The organism is Acidimicrobiia bacterium (assembly GCA_029210695.1).
Lineage (GTDB): Bacteria > Actinomycetota > Acidimicrobiia > Spongiisociales > JAHEDJ01 > JAHEDJ01.
Window position 1 is genome coordinate 22762 of sequence record JARGFH010000043.1, and the last position, 10208, is coordinate 32969.

At 63.8% G+C, this 10208-nt stretch carries 9 protein-coding genes; 4 read left to right on the forward strand and 5 right to left on the reverse strand.

Annotated features, from left to right (window positions below; genetic code table 11):
* Positions 1-71: 71 nt before the first annotated feature.
* Both P1T08_13245 and P1T08_13250 read right to left on the reverse strand, forming a co-directional pair.
* Positions 72-1439 carry a hypothetical protein gene (locus tag P1T08_13245; protein MDF1597039.1) on the reverse strand — a complete coding sequence of 456 codons (1368 nt, stop codon included), beginning with the start codon at positions 1437-1439 and terminating at the stop codon, positions 72-74.
* Positions 1436-2515, reverse strand: a complete 1080-nt coding sequence (locus P1T08_13250; protein ID MDF1597040.1) for a hypothetical protein — start codon at positions 2513-2515, stop codon at positions 1436-1438. The genes P1T08_13245 and P1T08_13250 overlap by 4 nt, the downstream gene beginning before the upstream one ends.
* Positions 2516-2584: 69 nt before the next feature.
* On the opposite strand from P1T08_13250, the gene P1T08_13255 reads away from it, so the two are divergent.
* The 3 genes from P1T08_13255 to P1T08_13265 are packed head-to-tail and all read left to right on the forward strand — an operon-like array spanning position 2585 to position 4912.
* A complete protein-coding gene (locus P1T08_13255; protein MDF1597041.1) occupies positions 2585-2935 on the forward strand; it encodes a hypothetical protein in 351 nt (116 codons plus the stop codon).
* Positions 2932-3780: an RNA polymerase subunit sigma gene (locus tag P1T08_13260; GenBank protein ID MDF1597042.1), complete on the forward strand. Its 849-nt coding sequence runs from the start codon at positions 2932-2934 to the stop codon at positions 3778-3780. Before P1T08_13255 ends, P1T08_13260 begins: the two co-directional genes overlap by 4 nt.
* Before the next feature lie 58 nt (positions 3781-3838).
* On the forward strand, positions 3839-4912 hold the full coding sequence (locus tag P1T08_13265; GenBank protein MDF1597043.1) for a M28 family peptidase: 1074 nt from the start codon (positions 3839-3841) through the stop codon (positions 4910-4912).
* 470 nt (positions 4913-5382) lie between these two features.
* On the opposite strand, the gene P1T08_13270 is transcribed toward P1T08_13265, so the two are convergent.
* Positions 5383-5586, reverse strand: a complete 204-nt coding sequence (locus tag P1T08_13270; protein MDF1597044.1) for a hypothetical protein — start codon at positions 5584-5586, stop codon at positions 5383-5385.
* A gap of 100 nt (positions 5587-5686) precedes the next feature.
* On the opposite strand from P1T08_13270, the gene P1T08_13275 reads away from it, so the two are divergent.
* A complete protein-coding gene (locus P1T08_13275; protein MDF1597045.1) occupies positions 5687-6298 on the forward strand; it encodes a tyrosine-type recombinase/integrase in 612 nt (203 codons plus the stop codon).
* Positions 6299-6792: 494 nt separating this feature from the next.
* Here P1T08_13275 and P1T08_13280 read toward each other — a convergent pair whose 3' ends face one another.
* Together P1T08_13280 and P1T08_13285 are read right to left on the reverse strand one after the other, a co-directional pair.
* The gene (locus P1T08_13280) at positions 6793-8532 is read right to left on the reverse strand and encodes an adenylate/guanylate cyclase domain-containing protein (GenBank protein ID MDF1597046.1); all 1740 of its coding nucleotides are present in this window, start codon (positions 8530-8532) and stop codon (positions 6793-6795) included.
* Positions 8533-8679: 147 nt separating this feature from the next.
* On the reverse strand, positions 8680-10122 hold the full coding sequence (locus P1T08_13285; GenBank protein ID MDF1597047.1) for a pyridoxal-dependent decarboxylase: 1443 nt from the start codon (positions 10120-10122) through the stop codon (positions 8680-8682).
* Positions 10123-10208: the final 86 nt, after the last annotated feature.

Consider the following 10208-nt stretch of genomic DNA (forward strand, 5'->3'; position numbering starts at 1 on the left):
TCCGGCCGACCTCATCGACCTACTTCCAAGGTACGACACGGGTGTGACAGTTTTCGGCTCTCGGCGTGGCGTCAGCCGTCGGGAAGCAGGTCCGGATTGAAGCCGACCCGTGACCAGCCGGTGTCGAGAACGACCCGGTTGTATTCGGCCTGAGCACGTGTGCCGTCGGCCGGGCGCGGCCGATCCAGGGCGGAGATGAGTCGTTTGGCGAGCATCAGCCACTGGGCGTAGTTGATGGTCAGCGGGTTGCCGCCGGCCAGCGCCAGCTTGCCGAGGTTCCCGGCGGCGGCAGTGCCGTGGGCCAGCAACGACATGGCCTGGTAACGCGGATGGTCGGAGATTCGATCGGAACCGGCCCGGGCGGCTTCCGCTTCGGTGTCGGCGCGGTAGGCCTCGTCGTGATGTTGTCGGAGGGCGAAGTAGGAGCGGAGGGTGGCTTCGACGGTGGCAACCGACGTGCTCATCGTCAGGAAATGCCAGCTGTCGTAGCCACGCATGAACATCCAGCGCGACAATTCGGCCAATGTCCGATCGGTATCTCCAAATGATCCGGACTTGAGTGTGAGTAGGGCCGTCCAGCCGGGTAGGGGGAGACCGCTTCTGGTGCCGACGTCGGAGAGCAAGTGCAGCACCTCGAGTCCGAAGGCGAGTGCCGGGTTGGCCACCTGTAAGCCCGGTGAAGCGATCACGGTTACGTCGCCGGATGGGTCGATGCCGGTCAGAGTTCCCCGGACGATGTCGATCATGCCCAGCCCGAGCCCGAAGAGAGGGTCGTGGCCGAACGTCTGCACGCGGTGGGTCTGGGGGATGAAACCGGGAATGCCCGTCCCGATCACTCGATCGAAGGGAACCCGAGCCAGCACTGCAAGCCAGTTGTCGCTGTCCACCGCAAGGTCCCGGAGCGCCCCGGTCAAGGCGCTGCCGGTGTGGATGCTGCCTTCCCACAAGGTCGTCGAGGGGATCTTCACTACCAGATAGTCGACCATTGCCCCCAACACTCCGGCCGCCAGCGCGGCGGTCAGGTCGTAGGGGTCGAGGTGCCCTCGAACGTCGAACCCGCCGTTGTGGCGCTGTTCGATTCGTTCGACCTCCGTCCGGTCGAGCAGCAGGTCGAGATTTACGGTTGCGGGGTCGATCTGCCGTTCGTTCAGGCTGATGCGGGCGCGGGCGACCACGTCGTCCCAGGTTGCGGGTCGCGGCGCCGCTGTCGGTCGAGTCGCCGGCTCCGATGGTTCGGGGATCCGTGGGGGAGGGGCACCGCGCTCGGCGGCCATCTCCTCGACCTCTCGTCGTAGATTTGTGGCGCGCGACTCGAGAGCGTCCAGTGCTCTCCCCGTGGCCCCGGCGGCTTCGAGGTCGAGGTCGGCTCCATCGCTCAGCTCTTCGAGATCTGCAGCGAGGAACCAGAGTGCAACCTCCAGCCCGTCGGGTTCGCTCATTCGAGGTCGTCTTCTTGCGATCGCATCCAGAGGATCGTCTCCTCCAGCGCTTCGAGCGTTTCCTCGAGATCCGTCACCCGCTTGGAGTTCTCATCGTTGAGGAGGCGCTCTTCGGCGACCGTGCCCTTCAGCTCCTCGGCCTGTCCGGCCAGGTCTTCGATGACGGCCTGGGCTTTCACCAGATCCGTTTGGCCCTGGAGCAGGGTGAGCTTGTAGGTGACCTGGAGTTTGACGAGTTCACCGCGGGCCTGGGCTGCGCCGAGTTGGAAGAGCTTGATACCCCCTCCGCCGCCCACAACTCCGAGTGCGGCGCCGGCTCCGGCGACCATCCACATGCCGCCCGCCATGCCGGCCCCCCCGGCCGCCAGCGCTCCACCGCCCAGCAACGCCAGTCCGTGGGCCGTGGCCGCAGCACCCGACAATCCCGCCGCAGCACCGAGAGCCGCGCCGAACAGGGGAGCGGCCATGAAGCCACCCAACCCGAGTACCACCGCCGCCCCGACCCCGACGAGGCCGACCTTTCCCCAATTCTGTGTGCTGTGCGACTTCTTGGCGTCGGTTCCGGCCTTCTCAATACGCCGGATCACCTTCTTGTCCTCGCCCACGAGCGGGGCCAGGCGTTGCAGGGCGCGGCGGCGGATCTTGCCGCGATATCGGAGCGAATACGGAGAGAAAGGGTCGAGGAAGAACACCTCAATCAGGAACGTGATCCGGGTGTCGGGCTCCGCCGCCGTCATCGACCCGACCGCCGCCCCCGGATCGAGTGTTGGGCCGTTGGGGGTCCTCAGCGCGTTCAGGGTTTCCCGTTGGATCTGGACGACTCGATCCATCTTCTGGCGACGTTTCTCATCCCGTTCATTCGAAGCGATGTGCTCGGCAACGAGGAACTGGGCGGCGGCCAGTGCGACTGCAAACTCGGCCGGTTCGGTCGGAACAGGGCCCGGGTCGGCCCCGTCGAGGATCGACCGGCGGGGATCAAGCTTCGGAGGGCGAGTGGGAATGATCCGTGTCATTAGGCGCTTGAGGCCTTGGGGCGGATCGTCGGTTAGTTCGGCGGCGTTTAGTTGTTCGGCCATTCCACAATGGTACGGGTCGATGGAAGCGTCTGGGAAGGCTATGTTCGAGGTAGCGGCGAAGGGAGTGGAGTGTCCGGCGGACGCAGGGTCTATGTAGTTGAACTGTCCGACGCGGCCGGCGAACGGTCCAATCCGGCTTTCCCGAATGTCTACGTTGGCGAGACGGGCCGAACCGTCGAGGAACGCTTCGCCACACACAAGGCCGGAGGTCGCACTGCCAGCAGGACCGTCACGCGCTTCGGTTTACAGCTTCGACCCGATTTGTACGAAGGGCTACCGGAGTACGAAACCGAAGCTGAATCGGTGGCGGCCGAGCAGCGCCTGCGTCGCAAACTCGAGAGACAGGGCTACACGGTGCACGGGGGCACGATGGGGATGGCCCAGACGATGGCCGTCCGCTTTCCCCGGGACGGTGGGTGAGTATCGACCTCTATGAACTCACCACCGACCTGAAGGTCCGTCTCGCCAAGGCTGTACACCGGCCGGGGAGGGTGATCGCCCTCACCGGAGCCGGCATCTCGGCCGAGTCGGGCATCCCCACCTTCCGCGGTCCGGGCGGGTTCTGGACGATCGGTTCGCAGGTCTACAGGAGCGAGGAGATCTCTACCTTCGAGTTCTTCGCCATCCATCCGGAACAGTCCTGGGCCTGGTTCCTGTGGCGTCGCAACACCTGGGGCGACGCCCAACCCAATGCCGCCCACCGCGCCCTGGTGCGGTTGGAGCAGGCGCTGGGGGAGCGGTTCGTGGTCATCACCCAGAACATCGACGGACTCCACCTGGCCGCCGGGCACAATCCCGAACGGGTCTACGAAGGGCACGGCAACCTCCAGATGATGAGGTGCAGCGCTCCCTGCGGGCTTGATGTGTACCCGATCCCGCCCGGCATCGGGCCGACCGGGCGGGATGAGCCGCTCGGTGAAGAGGACCGCGATCTGCTGGTCTGTCCGAAGTGCGGGGCGATGACCCGACCCCACGTGTTGTGGTTTGACGAGACCTACAACGAGGAGCACTACCGGATCTACTCGGCCCGCATCGCCGCCCAGCAGGCCTCGCTGCTGCTGGTGATCGGCACCTCCGGCAGCACCCGGCTGCCCAACGACGTGTTCGCCATGGCCGGGCTCAACGGGGCCACCCTCGTCGACATCAACCCAGAACCCAACCCGTTCTCGCTCATGGCCGAACGGATGGACCACGGCTTGGCGATCAAGGCACCCGCCACCGTGGTGGTGCCGCCTATCGTCGACTTCATCGAAGAGGTGCTGTGATGAGTGATGCACGACCCGTCTCGGGATCCGCTTTGGTCGCAGGATGAGAAGAGGTCATATGAACAACGGTGAACGCTTGGACGCCCTGCGCCACCACGTCGAGTATCTGGCCTCTCCGGAATTGGAGGGCCGGGCACCCGGCACTCCGGGCGGGTTGCTCGCTCGCCGCTACGTGGAAGCTGCCTTTGCCGACCTCGGTCTAGAACCGGCCGGCGATGACGGGTATCAGCAACCGATCCCCGAGATCGGCGGCGCCAACCTGCTGGGCACCATTCCCGGTTCCGGGCCTCACGCCGATCGATACGTGGTGATCGCCGCCCACTACGACCACCTCGGTATCAACTTCGGAGAGATCCATCCCGGCGCCGACGACAACGCCTCCGGGGTTGCCGTGCTGCTGGATCTGGCGCGAGGCGTCTCCGCCGATGGGGAATCCGGCCGATCTTTGTTGATCGCCTCGTTCGACGCCGAAGAACCGCCCAGCTTCTTCACCGAGAACATGGGCTCGAACTACTTCGTGGCCAACCCCACCGTGCCGCTCGCGCAGATCGACATGATGGTGTGCCTGGATCTGATCGGTCATCCGCTCGGACCGGCCGGATTGCCGGCCGAGGTGCGCAACACGATCATGATCATGGGCGCCGAGAAGAGCCCCGGTGTAGGCGCAGTGGTGGATCGGCTCGGTGAGGGTTTGTCGGGGATTGTGCCCCGCCGCCTCGATGCCGACGTGATCTCCCCGATGTCCGACCACTATGCCTTCAAACAGGCCGGGATCCCGTTCCTGTTCTTCAACGTTGGCCGGAATCGCCACTATCACACCCCGCAGGACACCCCTGAGAAGCTCGACTATCCCAAGATGCTGGCCCTGTCCGACTACCTGAGGGTCCTCGTCCGGGAACTCGCCGCCCGCGACGAGTTCACCTTCGACGCCGAGGCGGTAGACGATGTAGCCACCCTCACCACCATCATCGAGCTGGGTCGCCACGCCGGGCGGCTCGCCCGCAAACCGGATCGGGTGATGACCCTGGTGAGCAAGATGGAACAACGGCTGGAAGCGGGAACCCGGCTCAGCTACGGCGACAGAGGAGCCGTGCGAGCGACGATGCTCGCCCTCGAGGAGGCGCTGGCCTAGCGCGCAACTCGTCGGCGTCCGACGGTGTGGCTCAAGGGAACGACCCGTAGCCTCTGCCGGTGTCGGCCGCCGTGGAACGCTGCTCGAGGTGTTGACTACGAAGCAGGTCGAGCATCTCTTCGATCGTTCTTTTCAGCCACGTCGGCGTGGCGCGCCCTAGTACGCCTGACGGTGACATGGGCAGGCAAGGCTGTCTTTCGCCTTCCAATGAGAACAGTGCCCGTCGGTTGGATCCCAGTAGTTGCACCGTCCGCCGTTCATGGCCTTCTTAGAAACATGTCCCGGTGGGTTCCAAGGCGTGTGTTTCGGGCAGGTCTTGCGTGGGCCGCGTCCTTTCGTCTTCGGCGGTTTGATGTACTTGCGAGCCTCTTCAAAAGGCATTGAGTGCCTCCTCTCGAGAAGGCACTCAACGGCGCTCACCTGTTATGTGTACAACGTATCACGGAAGCCGTACCGGGTCCGAGCATTGCTTACGGGAGGCGGCCGGTGATCTTCGCCCACTTCTCGATGTCCGGCCAATACCAGATCAGCGCGCTCTGGAGTTGGGCGACCGGCAGTGGAAAATCGGCGTGTCGCCGCCGCCAGGTATGAACTACCTGAGCGCGAGCCACGCCGAGGCGCTCAGCGATTTCCGAAGCCCCAACCAAGAGCTCACTGTCTACGCGCCGACCCATGGGGACAATCTACCAACGGCTGCTGCACGCCCGGTGTGATTACGTCTGTACTCGCCTGTGGTAGACTGAGTACAGACGTAACCAGACGAAATCCATGGAGATGAGCGCCACAAGGATCCCCGCCAACAAGGGCAAGAGATACCCGACCGAAGTGTTGACGCCGGACGAGGTCCGAGCTCTGATCCGCGCATGCCCCGACGACACGCCCGTCGGCCTACGAAACCGGGCTCTCATCGCGCTGTTCTATCGCACCGGCCTGCAGTGCGCCGAGGCGCTCGCCCTCAGACAGAAGGACATCGATCGCGTAATCGGAAGTGTGACGGTTCTTTCCGGGAAGGGCGGACGCAGGCGGACCGTCGGAATCGATCCGGGAGCGTTCAAGGTCATCGATGAGTGGCTCGACACGCGCCGTGAGTTGGGCATCGACTCAGTGGCTCCGCTGTTCTGCAGCATGGAGGGGCGAAGGCTCTCGGGCTCGTATGTCCGAATGCTGCTCCCTCGTTTGGCCCGTGATGCCGGGATCGAGAAGAGAGTTCACGCTCATGGCCTCCGTCACACCCATGCCTTCGAACTTCTGATGGAGGGCATCGAGATTCCGGTCATCCAAAGACAACTCGGCCACCTGTCGCTGCAGACCACGGACACCTATTTGTCGCACATTGCTCCGCGCGATGTCATCCGGCGGATCAACGAACGAAGCTGGTCGCTCTAGATTCGAGGCTTCGAACCTCCGACCACCCGACCGGTCGCTCGGTCTGGCGGTCTGGTGGTCGCCTAGTCCGACATTGCGGCGTGCGTTCGATCCGTTGGTCATGCATGGGGTACCAGCCGTGTATGGGGTCGGTATCGATTCACTTCCGGCCGGGCCCATCTGGCCCCCTCGCCTCGAGGACTCGGTACTCCTCCCACTCCTGGGGGGAGAGACTTGGGTTCGTCCATGGGGTTATCCCGGTCCATGGGGTGCGACTCAGCCGGAAATGCCATGGGGTCACCTAGTGCCATGGGGTCTGCTGCCCGCGTCCCGTCACATAGCCCCCCTACCCCCGCCTGCCGGCGGCGGTACCTTCCCCCCTCCGGGGGGACCGACCCGCTCCGGAATGACGCTTTCACGTCGAAACGTCAGTCGTGTGACGATTTCGACAGCTGCCGGGCGGCCCGACCATCTGGTGCGAGGCATTGCGCAGGAGGCGGGCGGATTACCGCCGGCTATGCGCCGGCACCGTCTCCCAGATCGAGTTCGACCGCTCCGGCGGAAACGAGGTCCGCTTTCCACCGGTCGACCATATCTCGCCCCTGGTAGGGGTTCGCGTCTATCCAATGCGCTATGTCCACCGCCGGGTAGCGTTCTCGGGTCAGTTCGGCTGTCGCCCGGGCCCGTCGATCAAGCCCCAACTCGACCTGGGCCGCCGTGAGGACAAGCAGAGCCTCCAGATTGTGTGGCTGGTGTTCGAGAACCATCTCAGCCACGGACGCTGCCTCCTCGACTCTGCCTCCCATGAACAGCGAACATGCCTTGACCGTGGGATACCAAGGCTTGTTGACTCCCGTCAGACGCATCGCAACATCGGTGAGGTCAATCGCCTTCTCCCATTGACCGAGGTAGCGCCGGACGCTGCCCTCCAGGCCGAAGGTGACGTCGCAAGTGGGCCTGACAATCTCCAACTTCTCCATTGCCTCCAGGGCTTCGGCGCCGCGACCCTGAGACATCAAAACGGCCGCTTCGACCGTCCGCGCCAGACCGGTTGGATCGCCCAGCCCAAGTCCGACCTGAGCCTGGTCGCGCGCCTTGAGCAACATCTCCTTTGGTTCACGGGCCCATCCGTTGCTTGCGCCCATCCAGTTCGCAAACGCGGAAAGGACGTGTCCGTAGGGCTGATCTGGATGTGAGTCGGCGACCCGGCCGAAGAGATCCAAAGCTCGAGACCATCCCTCGACTGTGCCGCTCGTTAGGTGATACCAACCGAGGTAGACCTGCTCTATCGCTTCCGGATCGCCCAGATCCGCGTAGAGGCCGGCAGGTTCCCCTATTACCAGGTCTACTTCTATCGCCCGAGCAACCTCATCGGCGAGTTGTTCCGATAGGGCGAATAGACCGGCCACCGTCGTTGTCCACCTGTGCGATTTGACGACGTTCATGGATGTGACGTCAATAAGAGTGGCGTAGACCCTCACGTTCTCGCCGGCCTGATGGATTCCGGTCTCGACCATGTAGCGGGCGGTTCCCGGTGCGCCGGTACTGCCGAGTTCGGCCTTGGCGTCGATCACGCTCAGAGAAGGGACTCTCGTCAGTCGGTGAATCAGGTCCATCCGAAGTATTCCCGCCGTCGCCCGCACAGACTCGTCCACCATCTCGGCATGGATGGGGAGGACGGCGACCGTCGGCGACTCGAGCGCCAGCGGCCGTTGTACCGAACTGGGGCGACCATCAGCGGGGAGGTCGGCGAACTCATAGACGTCCACTTCCTCAGGAATATTCTTCAGCCGGCGCCGGCCGAGCGGCTTGAATCGCAAGGCCGGCTCATCCAAGGCTTGGTAAACCCGCCCGGACACGCTGAGTCCCCCGGGAGGGGCTATCGCCTGAATCCGTGCGGCGATGTTCAGGGCATCGCCAAAATACCGACCGTCGGAGATTGTGACTGCACCCTGATCCATCCCCATGCGAAAGCGTGTCTGGCCCGTACGGGAGCGGGTGGCGTTCTTGGATTCGATCTCGTTGGCGATCGCGATAGAGGTGCGCACTGCATCCTTCGCATCGTCGAAGACCGCCATGAAGTTGTCGCCGACGAAGTTGACGAGTGTCCCCCCACTCTCGGCGACCTTCTCCTCGACCAGGTCCTTGTACTCCTCCATGGTCGCCGTAGTGGCCTCGAGATCATCGGCAAGAAGTCTGCTGTACCCGACAACGTCGGCGTTGAGAGCCACCACCTCAACCAGAGTCTCGCTCACAGTGGTCCCCCTTTCATTTGATCGACCCATCTTATGGTTTCCACCGGCTGGTTGATAGGAAGAGTCGGTCGTGTCGGGGTGGAGTACCACCATGGGGAAGTCGACGCCGCGGCTCTACCGGTACTCCGGAAAGTTCACTCGGTGCGGCTACCTGTCGGTGAGTTCGTCGCCGATTGCCACCACTGCGTCAACGAATCCGTCGACATCGGCCCAGGTTGTCCGGGGATTGATGAAACACGGCCTGATCGCAAAGGCGCCGTGGACGACTGTGGCGCTGGGCAGGAAGGGGGTGGTCCTTACGAGTCTCCGTAGCAGTCGGGCGTTCAACTCGTTGAGATCGTCGACGCCCTGGATCGAGTACCGGATACAGGCGATAGACAGTTCGGGTTCGGTGAGCGATTCCAAACGGGGGTGTCGGGTGGCCCGGTCGGCTACGTGGCGCGCAAAGTCGTTGTCCCGGCGGATCCGTTCTCTCACACCCTCCCGGCCCTGTTCAAGGAGAATGCTCCACACGATCACGCCCCTTGAAGGAGATGACAGTTCCACTCCGAAGTCGCCGAACGGCACTCCGAGGCTGTCCATCGACACCTCCACATCTCCGTCCTCGGCGAATGAGCCCTCCAGATATTCGGCCGGTTCCTGGGTGAAGGCCCGATGCAAGATCGTCCGGTCGCGTACGAAGGTGGCCGCAACTCCCACCGGGGCCGCCAACCACTTATGTGGATCGACGATCACCGAATCTGCCAGCCCCAACCCGTCGAATCGGGCTGCGATGCGTTCGTCGAGGATGCCGGGCAGTCCATAGGCACCGTCGACGTGGAACCAGACGCCGAGTTCAGCAGCCAGTTCCCCAATGGGCCGCAGTGGATCGATCGCTCCGGTGTTCGTCGTACCGCATGTGCCGACTACCGCCACCGGGAGAACCCCTTCGGATCTATCCCGTTTGAGACTGGCCTGAAGCGCGCCGACCTCCATGCGTTGCCGGTCGTCGGTGGGTATCACCCGTACCGCAGCCCGGCCCAACCCCAGCACTCCTGCAGAGCGCTGCACCGTGTGATGCACCTCAGTGGAGGCGTAGATTGCCGTCGCCCGATCCCCGAATGCCCGGGCGGAAGGGTCCACCCCAATCTGTTCGAAGGCCCACTGGCGGGCTGCTCCCAGCGCCACCAGGTTGGCGGTCGAGCCACCGCTCGAGTACAGCCCCTTCATCCCCGAACTCAATCCGCACAGGTCGCCAAGCCAATCGAGCGAGAGCTCCTCGAGCAGGTTGAATGCGTTGATCGTGTACCGCTGTGGGGCGGCCACCAGAGCGGCCGCTTGCGCCACCGCCGGAATGGTGGTGGGTCCGGTGGTGATGAATCCCCAGAAACCCGACTCACTCATCCGGGGGCCGTTGGGTATCAGGCCGCTCTCCAGTTCGGCTACGACCGCCGCTGCCCCCACCCCCCGTTCCGGAAGGGAACCGGTGAACCGCGGCTTCCACTCTTCGATGGTGGTCACCGGGTCGGAACGTTCACCTTCCAGATGCTGATCGAGTGCTCGACCGATGCGAGTGAGATACTCGCTGAAGGCTCCTGTTTCTGCGCGCATCAAAGCAAGCTAGTGGTCTGTCGCTGAAATGGCGAACCGGTGTAGTGTTGGGGGATGGTTGCTACTGCTGAAGCGTTGCGGATGTC